General features: G+C 71.2%; 13 protein-coding genes. 6 read left to right on the top strand and 7 right to left on the bottom strand.

Features of this window, described 5'->3' with window-relative positions:
* The first annotated feature begins 51 nt into the window (after positions 1–51).
* Complete coding sequence (locus tag ABT360_RS10485) at positions 52–1,224, top strand: winged helix-turn-helix domain-containing protein (RefSeq protein ID WP_351813660.1); 1,173 nt, start codon at positions 52–54, stop codon at positions 1,222–1,224.
* Positions 1,225–1,238: 14 nt separating this feature from the next.
* Here ABT360_RS10485 and ABT360_RS10480 read toward each other — a convergent pair whose 3' ends face one another.
* From ABT360_RS10480 to mtnA, 7 genes are all read right to left on the bottom strand, one after another.
* Positions 1,239–2,006, bottom strand: a complete 768-nt coding sequence (locus ABT360_RS10480) for a response regulator transcription factor (protein ID WP_351813523.1) — start codon at positions 2,004–2,006, stop codon at positions 1,239–1,241.
* A gap of 191 nt (positions 2,007–2,197) precedes the next feature.
* Positions 2,198–2,884, bottom strand: a complete 687-nt coding sequence (hpf, locus tag ABT360_RS10475; protein ID WP_351813521.1) for a ribosome hibernation-promoting factor, HPF/YfiA family — start codon at positions 2,882–2,884, stop codon at positions 2,198–2,200.
* A 332-nt stretch (positions 2,885–3,216) separates the two neighbouring features.
* Positions 3,217–3,945 carry a ComF family protein gene (locus tag ABT360_RS10470; RefSeq protein ID WP_351813519.1) on the bottom strand — a complete coding sequence of 243 codons (729 nt, stop codon included), beginning with the start codon at positions 3,943–3,945 and terminating at the stop codon, positions 3,217–3,219.
* A gap of 444 nt (positions 3,946–4,389) precedes the next feature.
* Entirely contained in the window at positions 4,390–6,246 is a 1,857-nt protein-coding gene (locus ABT360_RS10465; protein ID WP_351813517.1) for an LpqB family beta-propeller domain-containing protein, read from the bottom strand.
* Entirely contained in the window at positions 6,236–8,239 is a 2,004-nt protein-coding gene (gene mtrB, locus ABT360_RS10460; protein ID WP_351813515.1) for an MtrAB system histidine kinase MtrB, read from the bottom strand. The genes ABT360_RS10465 and mtrB overlap by 11 nt, the downstream gene beginning before the upstream one ends.
* 1 nt (position 8,240) lies before the next feature.
* Positions 8,241–8,930: a two-component system response regulator MtrA gene (mtrA, locus tag ABT360_RS10455; protein WP_219852863.1), complete on the bottom strand. Its 690-nt coding sequence runs from the start codon at positions 8,928–8,930 to the stop codon at positions 8,241–8,243.
* Positions 8,931–8,934: 4 nt separating this feature from the next.
* Positions 8,935–10,092 carry an S-methyl-5-thioribose-1-phosphate isomerase gene (gene mtnA / locus ABT360_RS10450; protein WP_351813512.1) on the bottom strand — a complete coding sequence of 386 codons (1,158 nt, stop codon included), beginning with the start codon at positions 10,090–10,092 and terminating at the stop codon, positions 8,935–8,937.
* A gap of 182 nt (positions 10,093–10,274) precedes the next feature.
* Here mtnA and ABT360_RS10445 point away from each other — a divergent pair, with 182 nt between their 5' ends.
* Genes ABT360_RS10445 through ABT360_RS10425 form a run of 5 tightly spaced genes read left to right on the top strand, consistent with a single transcriptional unit; the run spans position 10,275 to position 15,720 of the window.
* Positions 10,275–11,507 (top strand): DUF7544 domain-containing protein, encoded by a 1,233-nt coding sequence (locus tag ABT360_RS10445; protein WP_351813510.1) that lies wholly within the window; start codon positions 10,275–10,277, stop codon positions 11,505–11,507.
* Positions 11,508–11,529: 22 nt separating this feature from the next.
* On the top strand, positions 11,530–12,201 hold the full coding sequence (locus tag ABT360_RS10440; RefSeq protein ID WP_351813508.1) for a DUF4129 domain-containing protein: 672 nt from the start codon (positions 11,530–11,532) through the stop codon (positions 12,199–12,201).
* Positions 12,198–13,418 (top strand): DUF4350 domain-containing protein, encoded by a 1,221-nt coding sequence (locus ABT360_RS10435; protein ID WP_351813506.1) that lies wholly within the window; start codon positions 12,198–12,200, stop codon positions 13,416–13,418. Before ABT360_RS10440 ends, ABT360_RS10435 begins: the two co-directional genes overlap by 4 nt.
* The gene (locus ABT360_RS10430) at positions 13,415–14,398 is read left to right on the top strand and encodes an AAA family ATPase (protein ID WP_351813504.1); all 984 of its coding nucleotides are present in this window, start codon (positions 13,415–13,417) and stop codon (positions 14,396–14,398) included. The genes ABT360_RS10435 and ABT360_RS10430 overlap by 4 nt, the downstream gene beginning before the upstream one ends.
* Before the next feature lie 11 nt (positions 14,399–14,409).
* Positions 14,410–15,720, top strand: a complete 1,311-nt coding sequence (locus ABT360_RS10425; RefSeq protein ID WP_351813502.1) for a DUF58 domain-containing protein — start codon at positions 14,410–14,412, stop codon at positions 15,718–15,720.
* Positions 15,721–15,818: the final 98 nt, after the last annotated feature.

Genomic DNA, 15,818 nt, shown 5'->3' with positions numbered 1-15,818 from the left:
CGGCTGTCAGTGCCGCGGTCTATCGTGCCGAGCATGACCACCGTGCGGACCATGACGCCCCTGCCGCCTCCCACCGCCGAGCTCTCCGCCGACGAGGCCCGTCGTATCGCCCTGCGCGCCCAGGGCTTCCTCGGCGCGCCGGACCGCCGAGCGGGGGTGCGGGGCGTACTGCGCCGGCTCGGCGCCGTTCAGCTGGACACCATCTCGGTGCTGGCCCGCTCGCACGAACTGATCCCGTACGCACGGCTGGGCGCCGTGGGCCGCAAGAGCGTCGAGGATGCCTACTGGACGGACGGACACGCCTTCGAGTACTGGTCGCACGCGGCGTGCATCCTGCCGATCGAGGAGTGGCCGCACTTCGCCTTCCGCCGCCGCGCTTACCGCAAACGCCCGCAGTGGTACCACGACCTGCCGGACGGAGCCTACGACGCGGTGATCGAGCAGCTGCGCGCCGAGGGCCCGTTGACCGCCACGGAACTCGGCGGCGCGAAGAACGGCGGCGAGTGGTGGGACTGGTCCGAGTCGAAGGTCGCCGTCGAGCGGGCGCTGATGTACGGCGAGGTCGTGTGCACCGAGCGGCGCGGCTGGAAACGGGTGTACGACCTGGCGGAGCGTGCCGTCCCCGGTCACCTGCTGCACGACGAGCTGGACGACACCGAGTGCCTGCGGAGGCTGGTGCGGCTGGCCGGACAGGCGCTGGGCGTGGGCACGCGCGCGGACATCGCCGACTACCACCGGCTCAAGGGTGAGCAGTTCGACGCGGTGGTCGCCGACTCGGGGCTGGTGCCGGTGCGGGTGCAGGGCTGGGACAAGCCGGCCTGGGCGGATCCGGAGGCCCTGGCGAGCATGCCGCGCGGCCGCCACCGTACGACGCTGCTGTCGCCGTTCGACTCGCTGATCTGGGAGCGGGCGCGGACGGAACGGATCTTCGGCTTCACCCACCGCCTGGAGGCGTACGTCCCCAAACAGAAGCGGATACACGGCTACTTCGCGATGCCGCTGCTCGCGGGCGGAATGCTGGTGGGCCGGGTGGATCCGGCCCGGGAAGGGCAGACCCTGGTGGCGAAACAGGTCTCGCTGGCCTCCCCCAAGGCCGTCGCCCCCATGGCACAGGCGCTGCGGGAGGCCGCTGCGTGGGTGGGCTGCGATGCGGTGCGCATCGAGCGCGTCGACCGCCCGGAGCTCGGACCCGAGCTGTCGTCCGCCCTGGCCCGTCTCACCTGACCCTCACCCGAACGTCACCTGATCTCGAGGATCTTCTCCCGCATCGCATAGACCACCGCTTCCATCCTGGAGTGCAGCTGGAGCTTCTCCAGGATGTTGCGGACGTGGTTCTTCACCGTGTTCTCGGAGATGAAGAGTTCCTTGGCGATGTCCCGGTTGTTCATACCGGTGGCGACCAGCTTCAGGACCTCCAGCTCGCGGTCGGTCAGCCGGGGCGCCGGGACCAGCCGCCGCTCGTCAGTGCGCTGGATCATCGACTTGAACTCGGTGAGCAGCTTGGACGCCATGGACGGACTGATCTGCGACTGCCCGTCGGCGACCGCCCGGATGGCGGTGGCCACCTCGTCGGTGGAGATCTCCTTGAGGAGGTAGCCGGTCGCGCCGGCCTTGATCGCGTCGTAGAGGTCGGCCTCCTCGTCGCTGATCGTCAGCATGATGATCTTTGCGCTGGGGGCCACCTCCTTGATGGAGGTGCAGGCCTCGATACCGCCCCGCTTGGGCATCCGGACATCCATCAGCACGATGTCGGGCAGCAGGTCGGCGGCCTTGTCGACGGCTTCCGCGCCGTCGCCCGCCTCGCCCACCACCTGGATGTCCTCCTCCTGGGCGAGGACGATCTCCAGGCCTCTGCGGAACAGCGCGTGATCGTCCACGACCAGGACCCTGATGGGCTCCTTGCGTGACGCACCGTCGTCCGTGCCGGTACCGCTTCCACAGCCCGCTCCGCCCACCGGGGCGCCGGAGCCGCCCGGGTGGTGCACCGGGCCGAAGCTGTCCGCCATCGTTCCTCCCCCTGCAGGCCTGCCTGACGTTCACGTTCGGTACGCCAACCTCGGCCTTGGGGGCAGCGGTTGGCGTGCCCCGCCATGATTTCATGCCCGGACGGCGAAGCGGTGATCCTGAGGTCGCACGGTGGTGCCCCTGGGGGCGCACAGGGCGCTCCAGGGGCACCACCGGTGTGGTTCAGCTGCCGTCAGCCACCGAGCGCGCCACCCGCACCGCCTGCCTCGGAGCCGGCCAACGGGTCGGTCTCCAGGTGAATGACGCCGTAGTCGTAGGCGTGCCGGCGGTAGACGACGCTGGGCTGCTTGGTCTCGGAGTCGACGAACAAGTAGAAGTCGTGCCCGACGAGCTCCATCTCGTAGAGAGCCTGGTCGAGCGACATCGGGGCGGCCGTGTGGGTCTTCTCGCGGACCACCAGGGGTCCTTCACCCCGCACCTCGAGCGGGCCCACCCGGGTGGTGGGCACGGACTCGTGCTCCTCCACGGCCACGGCGCCGTTCCCGTTCAGCCGGGCCACGCCCGGGACGGCGTCGGCGACCTCCGCGGCCGAGAGTCGGCCGTTGCCGCGGCGGGTGTGACGCTTGTCGTGCTGCTTGCGCAGGCGCGCTTCGAGCTTGCCCGTCGCGAGGTCAAGGGCTGCGTAGGGGTCGCCTGCCGCCGCCTCCGCCCGGATCACCGGTCCCCGGGAGTGGAGGGTGATTTCCACGCGGTCGGACCGGTCTGCCTGCCGCGGGTTGTGTTCCTTGGACACCTCGACGTCGAGGCTGATCACCTTGGCGTCGAGCTTCTGGATCTTCTCCAGCTTCAGCTTCTCGGCCACGTGCTTGCGGAACCGCTCGGGCACCTCGGTTTTGCGGCCTTTGACGACGATGTCCACGCAGAACTCCGTTCCCGGATCGCTCCTGCCGGCCCACCGGCCGGCGAGCATCTCCCTTTTGCACCAGACCCCGGTGAGTACCGGAGCCTCGGACTTGGCGACTCGACCTCCTCCTCCCCCGTAGGCAAGATCCCCACCCCACCACCTTCCATGTCCTGACCGTGCCCGGAAACTGGCCGGAAACACAGCAGCGCATTCGGTGAAGCGCGGCTTTCGCCATTCCTCACACCCGAACATAGCTCGCTCGGACGGGTGTCGGCACCCGCTGTCCGCACGAACCTCCGATCAGGTGTTTTTGCTCTCTCAGTACCTGCAACGTTGCAAGTTCCCCGTCAGTTCCGGTTTATTTCGAACGAGATCGGTGGGGCCGCGACAACCGCGGCGCTCACCTGCACGAGTCCCCCGAATTGCGGCCGGGAACCGGCACGCAATGCCCTCGTCGCCTCGACCAGCGAAGCCCCGGTGGTCATGAGATCGTCCACCAGGACGGGCCTGCCGCCCGCGAGCAGCCCGTCCCCACCGACCCGCACCTCCAGCGCGCCCGACAGGTTCGCCAGCCTCTCCCGCGCGCCCAGCCCGGTCTGGTCCGCCACCGCCCGCCGCTGCCGCAACACGGGCAGAGCCCGCGCCTCCGTACCCGTACGCCGCAGCTCTGCCGCCGCCGCCAGCGCGATCCGCCGTGCCGCATCGTGCCCACGTGCCCGTACCGCGCGCCGCGCCGATGGCACCGGTACCAGGAGCAGCGGTCCGCGGCCCGGCCAGCCGGAAGCGGCTGCAGAGGCCCTCACGGCACCGGCCAGCGCGACCCCCAGCGGCCGGGCCAGCCCCAGCGCCCCGCGCTCCTTGTGCCCGAGCAGCACCGCCCGCACCGCATCCGCATACGGCGCCGCGGCACACACCACCGGCAGCCCCACCGGCTCCGGCACCGGCCTCACCCGTCGGCCGCCCGACCCGTACAACGCCCGCCCGCAGGCCTCGCACAAAGCGGTACGCGCCCGCCCGCACCCCCCGCAAGCGACCGGCAGGACCAGCCCCACGATCTCCCGCCACCACCAGCGCATACCCCACTGTCCCAACCGTCGCGCCCCGCAGCGACCCCTGTGGAAAACCCATACTCGGACCGAACCCCCGGCCCCACCACCGCACATTCCCTCCACGCCGACGCGCCACCGCCTCGCCTCGCGCCGGCAGTAGCCGGCCCGCGACCCCACCGGCAGCGGCCCCGCCGCCCACGCCGACACCCCGGGCATCCCCGCACCGCCCGCGCCACTCACCCGGCACGGCCGACACCACTGGCACCGCCCGCACACCAAGCAAGGACCGGTGCGTGTACGCGCTCGACGCGGTGCAGGGCGGGGCGGCGGCAGCGGGCGCCGGCCGCGCCTGTGGCCCGGCCCGCCTGCCCGGGTCCCGGCCGCAGGCACACGCGCCAGGACCGCAAGCCGCACCGTCCCGGTCGGCCGCGCCCCCGGCGGACGCCCCCCGCCGCACCCATGGCCGCGGCGTCAGCCGGGATACACCGGCGAGGTGCCCTTCTCGACCATCGGCTGCCAGTTGGCGCCCGCCTGCAGCCGCACGATGCCGTCATCGGCGGACGCCGCCACCAGCGGGGTGCGCTCGTCGTTCGACGCCGCGACGACCTTCACCTGGTTCAGCCCGGGCATCGCCGCGGCCGAGGTCGAACCGTCCGTCTGGATGTAGCGCACCTGCTGTACCCCGCCGGCCAGCTTGCCCAGCACCACCAGCCGGCTCTGCCCGGCCCACGACACCGACGTCACCGACTCCATCCGGGGAGAGATGGCCTGCGGGTCCACGACCTGGACGGTCTGCTTCGCTCCGCTGCCCTGCCGTTCCACCCGCCCGATGTGCAGGGTCGTCTTGTCGTTCTTCTTGAGCAGCAGCGCCATGCGTACCCCGTCGTCGGAGACCCGCAGCGCCTCGATCCGCACTCCGTCGACGAGCCATGGAGCCGCGACCGGCACGGGCTCCTCGGAGCCGTCCGGCACGTACAGCAGCCGGGGGTTCGCCGGGTCGCGGTCGGCGACCCACAGGCCGCCGCGGCCGTCCCAGCTCGGGGCGGACAGCCGGTCCTCCGGCTTCGCACCCTCGCTGCGCAGCAGCGGCGGCGGCAGTTCGACGTTCGCGTCCGAGACCACGGACGCGACCCGCAAACTGCTGTCACTGTCCGTGATCGCGGCGGCCCGGCGCTCATCGCGCGCGACCGCGACCTTGGCGATCTTCACCGTCCCGTTCCCGAACGGCCCGGGCACGCGCGACGGCTTGCCCACGTTCTCGGCGCGGGCGTCCAGCTTCGCCAACCGCCCGGACGCGTCGAGGAAATACGGGTTCGCCTGAAGGCCGCCTGACGGATCGGCCCGGTAGTTCTCCTTCTGGCTCTCACCCATCAGGCACACCGGGCGCCCGTCCTCGCGCTGCAGCTCGACCTGATCCACCCTGGTGGACCCCAAATCGCCCAGGGTGAACAGCAATTGGGCCGCCATCTCCCGGCACGTCTCGGTCCCGATGTTGTCCGCCTTCTTATTGAGCGGCACCTTGAGCTTGTTCTGGTCGTCGGGCGTCAGTGACGTGACGCCGTCCTTCAATGCCACGCCCGTGGGAAAACTGGAATCCACCACCGGATCGAGCCAGTTCGTCGGCCCTTCGAGCAGCGCCTTGACCGTCTGCGCCACCGGATCCATCCGCGTCACCGGATCCTGGCGCTGCCGGATGTACACCGGGTCGGCCACGACCCAGCGCCGGCCGGAGGCGAAGTAGTACTTGTTCACCGAGCGGAAGTTGCGCTGGAAGTCCGACTCACCGAGCAACAGCCCCGGAGGGAGGCTGTCGATACGCCATTCCTTCCCCTTGCCGTCCGGCCCGGGCGCCTGCACCAGCTGGATCGTCCCCTTGTACGGCGTCGTCCGCACCGGCTCGTAGGCGTGACGGCTGTCCACCGTCGCGATCTGATCACCGTGGAGGGGGTAGACCAGACGGTCCTGCGTCTCACGGATGCCGCTCGGTTCCCGCCGGCTGACCGGCGCGGCCATGAGCACCGTGGTGCGCTCCTCGGGCTTCCACTCCCGTGCCGCCTTCTTGGTCAGGTACGTCCGGGCCGTCGCGAACCCGGGGTCGTCACCGGTCATCGCCTCCAGGAACCCGTTGACGATCTCGTCCGGCTCCGCGTTCTCCCGTGGCGTCACCGGATACACCCGCACCTGGGAGTCCCCGGGGTTGGACGCCTTCACCGGGGAGACGTCCCCGCTGTCCGGCATCGACCCGCACCCGGCGAGCAGCAGGCCGCATCCGAGCAGCGCGGCTGCGCGCACCGAACGTCCACGGCCGCGACGACGCTCAGCGCCCACGAGTCGTACCCTCCCGTTCTGCATCCTGCGTCGTGGACGAGGCGCCCTCACCCGCCCGCTCACCGGCTCCGCGTGCCACCACCCGCGACCCGTTGCCGGGCAGGGCCGTCGGATCGGCGGCCACCTGCGCCGCCTGCCGGGGCGGCAGTGCGGTACGCGGCGGAGCGGACAGCCCCGTACGGGCCGAGCCCCCGCCCTGTCCCGGCACCGTGGGCAGCCGGCCGGCGCCCTGCGACGCCTCCTCGGCGGCCGCCCGCTCCCGGTTGCGCCGCGAGTCCTCCGGCTCCAGGGGTATCGGCGAGCCTCGCAACGGCTCGTCCGCCGTACGCGGCAGCGTCAGCCGGAACTGCGAACCGCCTCCCGGCTCACCCCACGCCTGCAGCCAGCCGCCGTGCAGCCGCGCGTCCTCCACGGCGATCGACAGCCCGAGCCCCGTACCGCCCGTCGTACGCGCGCGTGCCGGGTCCGCCCGCCAGAAGCGGTTGAACACCCGCGTGGCCTCGCCCGGCTTCAGCCCGACCCCGTAGTCGCGCACTGCGACGGCCACCGCTCCGCCCGCGGCGGCCATCCGCACCACCACGTCCCGGCCCTCGCCGTGCTCCACGGCGTTGACGACCAGGTTCCGCAGCACCCGCTCGACGCGGCGCGCATCGGCCTCCGCGACCACCGGCTGCTCGTCACCCACCACGAGGATCCGGCCGCCCTTGCGCTCCGCCAGCGGCTCGGCCCCGCCGATCACCCTGCGGACGACCTCGCGCAGGTCTATCGGCTCCGCCTCCAGCGCCGCCGCGCCCGCGTCGAAGCGGCTGATCTCCAGCAGATCCGACAGCAGCGACTCGAACCGGTCCAGCTGGTCCCCCAGCAGCTCGGCGGAGCGCGCGGTCACCGGATCGAAGTCCTCCCGCGCCTCATGGATGACGTCGGCCGCCATCCGCACGGTGGTCAGCGGCGTACGCAGTTCGTGCGAGACGTCCGAGACGAACCGCCGCTGCATCCTCGACAGCTCCTCCAGCTGCTGGATCTTGTGCTGGAGGTTCTGCGCCATCTTGTTGAAGGCCTCGCCGAGCCGCGCGATGTCGTCCTCGCCGGTGACCTTCATCCGTTCCTGCAGTCTGCCCGCCGACAACCGCTCGGCGATCCCGGCCGCCATCCGTACCGGCGTCACGACCTGCCGCACCACCAGCCAGGCGATCGCGCCCAGCAGCACGACCACGAACAGCCCGGCCGTCGCGAGGGTCGTCTTCACCAGGGCGAGGGAGTCCTCCTCCTGGGTCAGCGGGAAGAGGTAGTACAGCTCGTACGCGTTGCCGTCGATGTCATTGAGGCGTTTGCCGATGACCAGCCCGGCCTCGGACGGCTTGCCGTCCGAGTAATTGATCCGGGTGTACGTCTGGAACGCCCCCGGCCCCTGCGCGACCGACTCCCGCAGCGTGACCGGGATGCTCCGCGCCGGCTCCACACCGCCGGACGCCCGGGCACCACGGCTGGGCGCCGCGCCCTCGGTGTCAGAGCTGAGCGCCACCACGTTGAACGCGCCCTGGCCACCGCTCGCGAGCTGCACGACCAGATCGGACCGCCAGTTCAGCGACGCCCGTGCAGTCCCGCCGTCCGGCCCGCCCGGCCCCGGCTCGTCGGCCCTGTCCTGGGCGGCCGAGAACCCGCCCGAAGCCTGGCTCTGAGCGGCCCGCTCCTTGGCGTCCAGCAGACCGTTGCGCATCTGCCCGATGACGACGAACCCGAGCAGCAACACCACCCCGAGCGACATCAGCAGGGTGCCGACGACCACCCGCAGCTGGATGTTCCGCCGCCACAGCCGTACGGCAGGCAGCAGCGGTCGGCGCACCCAGCGCACCAGGAGCCGGAGCACGGGCCCACCCGGCGCCCCGTCCTGGAGCAGGCGACCGGGCCGCCATGGCTGACGCCCCGGCCCGGCAGCCCGCCCCGCACGGACTCCCGGGTTCCCGGGCTTCGGAGCAGCACTGCCGCGGGACATGTCAGCTCGGTCCGGCCTTGTAACCGACACCACGGACGGTGACGACGATCTCCGGCCGCTCCGGGTCCTTCTCGACCTTGGAGCGCAGCCGCTGCACATGGACGTTCACCAACCGCGTGTCCGCGGCGTGGCGGTAACCCCACACCTGCTCCAGCAGCACCTCACGGGTGAACACCTGCCACGGCTTACGGGCCAGCGCGACCAGCAGATCGAACTCCAGCGGCGTCAGCGCGATCGACTGCCCGTCGCGCTTCACCGAGTGGCCGGCCACGTCGATGACGAGATCGCCGATGGTCAGCTGCTCCGGCGCCGGCTCCTCCGACCTCCGCAGCCGCGCCCTGATCCTGGCGACCAGCTCCTTCGGTTTGAACGGCTTGACGATGTAGTCGTCGGCGCCGGACTCCAGCCCGACCACCACATCCACGGTGTCGCTCTTGGCGGTGAGCATCACGATCGGCACTCCGGACTCGGCCCGGATGAGCCGGCACACCTCGATGCCGTCCCTGCCGGGCAGCATGAGGTCCAGCAACACCAGGTCCGGCTTGGCCTCCCGGAAAGCAGCAAGTGCCTTGTCGCCGTCCGCTACGAACGACGGCTCGAAACCTTCTCCACGCAGCACAATCCCGAGCATCTCGGCCAGTGCGGTGTCGTCGTCGACGACAAGGACGCGTCCCTTCATATTCGACATCATCCCATTAGCTAATCGTTACCTGGCGTGACCTGGCACACAGCTCGGCAATTCCTCCCCCGGTGGCCGGGGACACCACCCCCAGCTCGGTGACGATCGCCGTCACCAGTTCCGGGGGCGTGACGTCGAACGCGGGGTTGTACGCCTGCGTTCCCAGAGGCGCCACCGGCAGCCCACCGCCGGCCCCCGGACCCACTCCCCCGGCCGCCACCTGCGGGGGCGCGGTGAGCTCCGTCACTTCCTGCCCGGCACGCTGCTCCACCTCGATGGAGGCCCCGTCCGGAGTCTGCAGGTCGATCGTGGTGACGGGCGCCACCACGATGAACGGTACGTGGTGGTACTTGGCCAGCACCGCGAGCGGATAGCTTCCGACCTTGTTCGCCACCGAACCGTCGGCGGCGATCCGGTCCGCCCCGATCAGTACGGCATCCACCTCTCCCGCCGCGAACAGCGAACCCGCCGCGTTGTCCGTGAGCAGCGTGTACGCCATGCCACTACGAGCCGCCTCGTACGCCGTCAGCCGCGCCCCCTGCAACAGCGGCCGCGTCTCGTCCACCCACAGCCGCCGCAGCCTGCCCGCCCGGTGCGCCTCCAGCACCACGGCGAACGCGGTTCCTTCCCCGCCCGAGACGAGCGCCCCGGTGTTGCAGTGGGTCAAGATCCGGTGATTGCCGCCCGGCAGCAGCTCGTCCAGCAGCGCCAGACCGTGCCCGGCCATCAGCGCGCTCGCTTCGGCGTCTTCCCGATGCAGGTCCCTGGCCGCCACCAGAGCCGCCTGAGCGGCCCCGTCCCGGCCTTCGCCCTTCTCCAGCGCCGTCCGGTACGCGTCGGCTGCCCTGCGTACCCCGTACGCCAGGTTCACCGCGGTGGGCCGCGCCCCCGCCAGCAACCCGGCCGCTTCGTCCACGTCATAGCCCCGTACGGCGGCCAGCGCCACACCGTAGGCACCTGCGATGCCGAGCAACGGCGCGCCGCGTACGGCGAGCGTCTGGATCGCACGGACCAGCGCCGGCACATCCGTGCAGACCAGCTCGACCTCCTCGGCGGGCAGCCGCGTCTGGTCGAGAAGCACCACCACGGGCCCTTCCGGCGGCTCCTCCCAACGCAGGGAGGGCAGCATGGACGGTTTGGAGCCGACGGGAGTTTGTGCGTACTGATCAGCCATCCGCCCAGTCTGCCCGCTGAGCCACCGACAATGAAGGTGCCAACGAGATCCGACCCCAGGCCCGGCCGTGGACGACGCGTGGCACCATGGCTGCCAACCCGCCGCCCCACAGAGCGGCCCGGCACCGTGACCGAGCCGGCTCGACGAGCCGGCACCGCGACGAACACCCGAGGTGGACGACCGTGAACGACACTCCGGGCTGGGCCTCGCCCGGATCCTCCCCCTCCGACGGCCAGGGCACCGACGTCCCGCGGCCTGCCGAGCCCGCCGACGCCCCCGGCACGCCCGCCAACTGGTCGAAGGACCAGCCGCCGGCCGGCCAGTGGTCCCCGCCGACAGCCCCCGGGCCTTCCGGCCCGTTTCCGCCCCGCACGCCCGCACCCGGCTGGGACGGCGGTCAGCACCAGGGCGGCTGGGGCCGGCCGCCGGCCGCGAAGCCCGGCGTCATCCCGCTGCGCCCCCTCGGCGTGGGCGAGATCCTCGATGGCGCGGTCTCCACTCTGCGCGCTCACTGGCGCACCGTCCTGGGCATCACGCTCACCGTCTCCGTCGTCACGCAGATCGGCGACATCCTCCTCCAGCGCTACCTCGTACCGGCGCCGCCGCAGCTCAGTGCGGACCCGACTCCCGAGGAAGCCCTGGATCAGTCGGTGGAGTCCCTCAAGGCGAGTCTCATCTCCCTGGGGCCCACGACGGTCCTCACCCTCATCGGAACGTTCATCACCACGGCCCTGTTGACCATCGTGATCAGCCGTGCTGTCCTGGGCCGCCCGGTGACGCTCTCCGACGCCTGGCGCGAGGCCCGCCCCAGGCTCCCCCAGCTCCTCGGCCTGACTCTCCTGCTGCCCTTGCTGAGCGCCGCCGCCATGGCCGTCGGCCTGCTCCCCGGTCTGCTGCTCGACGGCTCTCCCGCAGGTGTGCTGCTCACCGTCCTGGGCGGCATCGCCGCCGCTATGGTCATCGTCTGGCTCCTGGTGCGATTCAGCCTCTCCTACTCGGCGCTGATGCTGGAACGGCAGGGCGTCATCGCGTCCTTGCGGCGCTCCGCCAAGCTGGTCCAGGGCGCCTGGTGGCGAATCTTCGGCATCATGACGCTCACCATGCTGCTGATGTTCCTCATCTCGATGATCATCGCGATTCCGTTCACCCTCATCGCCTTCGCGGTCGACGGCGAGGGTCTCGGCGGCCTGCTCACCGGTACTGCTCCTGAGTTCGGCTGGCCGTTCCTGATCATCACCGGAATCGGGGCGGTCATCGCCGCCTCGATCACCTACCCGATCTCCTCGGGCGTCTCGGTCCTCCTCTACATCGACCAGCGCATCCGGCGGGAGGCCCTCGACCTCGACCTGGCACGCGCCGCCGGAGTGCCCGGATACGGCTCCTCCTCGACCGGCGACACCACCTCCGGGAGCTGATGCGGTGCCGATCACGGGGGGCATGACGACGGCGTGGCCGACGGTCCACGCGAGCGACGACGTACCGCTGGACATTCCCCGCCTCCCCGCCCGCGAGGCGGCGGAGCGGGAACTGTCCAAGCCCATGTACCACGAGAACGACCCGAACCTGCTCCAGCGCGCACTCGACAGCTTCTGGGACTGGGTGGGCCGGCTCTTCGACTCCGCGTCGGGGGCCGCCCCGGGAGGGCCGCTCGGGCTCGTGGTGATCGCCCTCGTCGCCCTGGCCCTCGTCGGCGCCCTGTGGTGGCGGCTCGGCACCCCCCAACGAGCTCCCGTCACCTCCGACTCCCTCTTCGACGACCGGATCCGCAGCGCCGCCGAGCACCGTGCTGCCGCCGAGCAGCACGCCGCCGCCGGCCACTGGAACCAGGCCGTCCAGGAACGGATGCGAGCCATCGTGCGCTCCCTGGAAGAACGCACCGTCCTCGACCCGCGCCCCGGCCGTACCGCCGACGAAGCCGCAGCCGAAGCCGGCCGCCCCCTCCCCGCCCACGCGGACGAACTCCGAGCCGCCGCCCGCACATTCGACGACGTCACATACGGCGGCCGCACCGCCGACCAACACGCGTACCAGCGCCTCAAGGACGTGGACACCGCTCTGGAAAGGGCCAAGCCCCAGCTGAGCAGCGCCGCCCAGGGAGCGGCCGGATGACTACCACCTCCACCGCCTCCCCCACCTCGACCTCCCTCACCACCCGCCAGATCTGGACACGGGTGAGAGGACTCCTGCTCGCCCTTGCCGTCCTCATCGTCGCGGGAATCGTCATGGCCCTCGTACGCTCCGACGCCCAGCACGGCCGCCTCGACCCCCGGTCCGCCGACCCCAACGGCAGCCGTGCCGTCGCCGAACTCCTCAAGCAACGCGGCGTCACCACCCGGGTGGTCACCACCCTCGACGAGGCCACCACCGCGACCGGCCCCGACACCACGCTCCTCGTCACGACCCCCGACCTGCTGACGGACCACCAGCGGGATCTCCTGCGCAGCGACATGGAAACCGCAGCCGGCCGCACGGTCCTGCTCTCCGCCGGCGCGCCCTCCGTCGGCACCCTGGCGCCCGGAGTGAACGCGGGCTCCTCCGCCCCGGTCTCGGTACTCTCCCCGCGATGCTCCCTGCCCGCCGCCGATCGGGCCGGCGACGTCGACCTCGGCGGCGAGCGCTACACGACCCGTCTCCCCGGCAGCGACACCTGCTACCCCAGCGACGGCCTGCCCACCCTCGTGCGGATCAACGACCCCGCCGGGGGTGACACCGTCCTCCTCGGCTCCCCCGACATCCTTTACAACGAGCGTCTGGACAAGCAGGGCAACGCCTCTCTCGCCCTGCAACTCCTGGGCTCCCGGCCTCATCTCGTCTGGTACCTCCCCTCGCTCGACGATCCCTCCGCCACAGGCGGAAGCGGTGACAGTGGCGACCGGGAAGAGGGCGCGGCAGAACGCGGATTCCTCGAACTCATCCCGTCCGGCTGGCTGTGGGGCACCCTCCAACTCGCCCTCGCCGCCCTACTCGCGGCCATCTGGCGCGCACGCCGCCTCGGCCCCCTTGTCACCGAACAACTCCCCGTCGCCATCCGCGCCTCCGAAACCACTGAGGGCCGCGCCCGCCTCTACCGCCGCGCGAACGCCCGCGAACGCGCGGCCACCGTCCTGCGTACCGCCACCCGAACCCGGCTGGCGCCTCTCCTGGGCGTCCCACCAACGGAAGCCCACTCCCCCGAGTCCCTGCTCCCTGCCGTATCGGCACGCCTCGCCTCCGGGGACAGCAACCTCAGGACTCTCCTTTTCGGCCCGGCTCCCGCCGACGACGCCGCCCTCACCCTTCTCGCAGACCAACTCGACGCCCTCGAAAGAGAGGTACGCACCTCATGAGCGCCCCGACCCCCGAGACCGCTGACAACTCGGACAGCGCCCGCTCCTCCCTGGAGGCTCTGCGCACCGAGATCGCGAAGGCCGTGGTCGGGCAGGACCCCGCTGTCACCGGGCTCGTCGTCGCCCTGCTCTGCCGCGGCCACGTCCTCCTCGAGGGAGTGCCCGGTGTCGCCAAGACGCTGCTCGTCCGCGCGCTCGCCGCATCTCTTGAACTGGGCACCAAGCGCGTCCAGTTCACCCCCGACCTGATGCCGAGCGACATCACGGGCTCCCTGGTCTACGACGCCCGCACCGCCGAATTCTCCTTTCAGCCCGGCCCCGTCTTCACCAACCTCCTCCTCGCCGACGAAATCAACCGCACGCCGCCCAAGACCCAGTCGTCGCTCCTGGAGGCGATGGAAGAACGCCAGGTCACGGTCGACGGCACCCCCCGCCCGCTCCCCGAGCCCTTCCTCGTCGCCGCCACACAGAACCCTGTCGAGTACGAGGGCACCTACCCGCTTCCGGAAGCCCAACTGGACCGGTTCCTCCTGAAGCTGACGGTCCCTCTGCCCACACGCCAGGACGAGATCAACGTCCTGACCCGGCACGCCGAAGGCTTCAACCCACGGGACCTGCACGCCGCCGGAGTACGCCCCGTCGCTGGCCCCGCCGACCTCGAAGCCGCCCGCGCCGCCGTCGCCAAGACCTCGGTCTCCCCCGAGATCGCCGGTTACGTCGTCGATATCTGCCGTGCCACCCGTGAATCTCCCTCACTCACTCTCGGCGTCTCCCCACGAGGCGCCACCGCACTGCTCTCCACCGCCCGCGCCTGGGCCTGGCTCACCGGCCGCGACTACGTCATTCCGGACGATGTGAAGGCCTTGGCCCTTCCCACGCTGCGCCACCGCGTCCAACTGCGGCCCGAAGCCGAGATGGAAGGAGTCACCCCCGACTCCGTCATCACCGCGATCCTCACCCACGTCCCCGTACCCCGGTGAGGCACTGAACCGTGGCCCTCACCGGACGAACCGCGCTGCTCGCCGCCATCGGCGCTCTCCCCGTCGGCATCTTCGCCCCCAGCTGGACGGGGATGCTGGCAGTGAACGCGCCCCTTTCACTCGCAATTCTGTGCGACTACGCACTCGCCGCGCCAGTGCGAACGCTGCAGTTCACCCGAAGTGGTGATACAAGCGTTCGACTCGGTGACAGTGCAGAAGTACACCTCACCGTCACCAACCCGTCCCGACGGAGCCTTCGCGCCCAGCTCCGCGACGCGTGGCCGCCCAGCAGCTGGCTTCCCGGCAGCGAACAGGCCGCGTCCCGGCACTCACTCACGATCCCGGCAGGCGAGCGCCGACGCCTCACCACCGTCCTCCGGCCCACCCGCCGCGGCGACCGGCATGCCGAACGCATCACCGTCCGCTCCTATGGACCACTCGGCCTCGCCGCCCGCCAGGGAAACCACCGGGTTCCCTGGACGGTCCGCGTCCTGCCGCCCTTCACCAGCCGCAAGCACCTCCCCTCCAGGCTGGCCCGCCTCCGCGAACTCGACGGACGCACCAGCGTCCTCGTCCGCGGGCAAGGCACCGAGTTCGACAGCCTCCGCGAGTACGTCCCCGGCGACGACACCCGTTCCATCGACTGGCGCGCAACCGCCCGCCAAACCACTGTCGCCGTGCGCACCTGGCGCCCCGAACGGGACCGCCACATCCTCATCGTCCTCGACACCGGCCGCACCTCCGCCGGCCGAGTCGGCAACGTACCCCGCCTCGACGCGTCCATGGACGCCGCGCTCCTCCTCACCGCGCTCGCCACACGGGCCGGGGACCGAGTGGACCTCCTGGCCTTCGACCGCCGCGTCCGCGCCCGCGTCCAGGGCCGTTCCGCAAAGGACGTCCTCCCGGCACTCGTGAACGCCTTGGCGCCTCTCGAGCCCGAGCTGGTGGAAACCGACGCCCGCGGCCTCAGCTCGGCGGCCCTCACCGACGCCCCCCGGCGCTCGCTCATCGTCCTTCTGACGAACCTGGAAGCCGCCCCCATCGAAGAAGGCCTGCTTCCAGTGCTGCCACAGCTCACCCAGCGCCACACCGTTCTGGTGGCTGCCGTCTCGGATCCGCACACGGAAGGGATGACGAAGGCCCGGGGCTCCGCCGAAGCGGTCTACGAAGCCGCCGCCGGCACCCAGAGCCAGGCGCAACGCCGCCGAACCTCGGAGCAACTCCAGCGCCACGGCGTGCCCGTTGTTGACGCAACTCCCGACACCCTCGCTCCCGCCCTTGCCGACGCCTATCTCGCCTTGAAGGCAGCGGGTCGCCTCTGAACGGTTCTAGGCGCGGACAACCGGCCCAACTGAACACCGTGTGCGCGGCGATCGACGTGTACTGCTGGCCGGTGACCCAGCCCGTCAGGTCGATGCCC

Source organism: Streptomyces sp. NPDC000229, from assembly GCF_040300825.1.
In the GTDB taxonomy this organism is placed as follows: Bacteria; Actinomycetota; Actinomycetes; order Streptomycetales; family Streptomycetaceae; genus Streptomyces.
Note: the sequence above shows the minus strand (reverse complement) of the source record. Positions and strands in the feature narration are given on the sequence as shown.

Excerpts from the sequence above, each read along its gene's own strand:
- ABT360_RS10435 (WP_351813506.1), top strand. The coding sequence starts at position 12,198 with ATGACTACCACCTCCACCGCCTCCCCCACCTCGACCTCCCTCACCACC.
- ABT360_RS10470 (WP_351813519.1), bottom strand. The coding sequence starts at position 3,945 with ATGCGCTGGTGGTGGCGGGAGATCGTGGGGCTGGTCCTGCCGGTCGCT.
- mtrA (WP_219852863.1), bottom strand. The coding sequence starts at position 8,930 with ATGATGTCGAATATGAAGGGACGCGTCCTTGTCGTCGACGACGACACC.
- ABT360_RS10440 (WP_351813508.1), top strand. The coding sequence starts at position 11,530 with ATGACGACGGCGTGGCCGACGGTCCACGCGAGCGACGACGTACCGCTG.
- ABT360_RS10480 (WP_351813523.1), bottom strand. The coding sequence starts at position 2,006 with ATGGCGGACAGCTTCGGCCCGGTGCACCACCCGGGCGGCTCCGGCGCC.
- mtrB (WP_351813515.1), bottom strand. The coding sequence starts at position 8,239 with ATGTCCCGCGGCAGTGCTGCTCCGAAGCCCGGGAACCCGGGAGTCCGT.
- ABT360_RS10485 (WP_351813660.1), top strand. The coding sequence starts at position 52 with ATGACGCCCCTGCCGCCTCCCACCGCCGAGCTCTCCGCCGACGAGGCC.
- ABT360_RS10430 (WP_351813504.1), top strand. The coding sequence starts at position 13,415 with ATGAGCGCCCCGACCCCCGAGACCGCTGACAACTCGGACAGCGCCCGC.
- mtnA (WP_351813512.1), bottom strand. The coding sequence starts at position 10,092 with ATGGCTGATCAGTACGCACAAACTCCCGTCGGCTCCAAACCGTCCATG.